Annotated in this window: 2 protein-coding genes; both read right to left on the reverse strand. The window is 60.6% G+C overall.

The features are described 5' to 3' along the window. A partial coding sequence (locus JK635_RS14565; RefSeq protein ID WP_202654695.1) for a hypothetical protein occupies positions 1 to 275 on the reverse strand: 275 nt, incomplete at its 3' end. Continuing rightward, on the reverse strand, positions 272 to 650 hold a 379-nt coding region (locus JK635_RS14570), incomplete at its 5' end, for a hypothetical protein (RefSeq protein ID WP_202654696.1). The genes JK635_RS14565 and JK635_RS14570, both read right to left, overlap by 4 nt.

The following is a 650-nucleotide window of genomic DNA, read 5'->3' on the forward strand; positions in this document are numbered from 1 at the left end:
CCGCCAAGCCGGCCTGTTTGTCCTGATGGCGGCAAAACAGCAGCAGCAGAGACTGCCTCCGTGCGAACAGGCTGTCTTGGCGGCGTGCTATATGCGCCCACGTCTTCTGAACTCCCTGTCGCGACGGAACGGAACTTTGCTAACGCAGCCATCTGCTCGCGCTCGAATACGCGCCTCCAGGCTGATACCGATTTTCCAAGCCCCGTGCCGGCACCCTCGTCAGGCGACGTTCCCATGCCAGCAAAGGGGCCTGCCGCTCCCGTCACCGAACTCATGGCGTTACCTCTCGTGCACCGGCGCGCGCCAACCAGCTGTCGTCTGCCTCGCGCTGGCCGGCACGGGCCGTTTCAAGAAAAAAGGCATCGCTCAGGCGAGCATGGTGTTTTTCCATCGTACGCAGTGAACTCCGTGCTGCATTGAGTTGCTGCAGACCCGCCTGCTCACGTTGCAGCAATTCGGCACGCGCTTGCTGCAACGTCGCCAAGCGCAAACGCAAGTGCGACAGATAGGAATGACTGGCTCGTTGCTGGTCAAGATCAAATTGACCGCCCGACCGCGCATCGCGTACCTCCTGCTCCAGCTTCTGCATGCTGGCAGAGCACGCATGAATATCCGCCTGGTTGGCAAGAATCTCCTGCTCCACTAAATGC

The sequence above is a fragment of the Neobacillus paridis genome, assembly GCF_016765675.1.
Taxonomy (GTDB): Bacteria; Bacillota; Bacilli; order Bacillales; family Cytobacillaceae; genus Neobacillus; species Neobacillus paridis.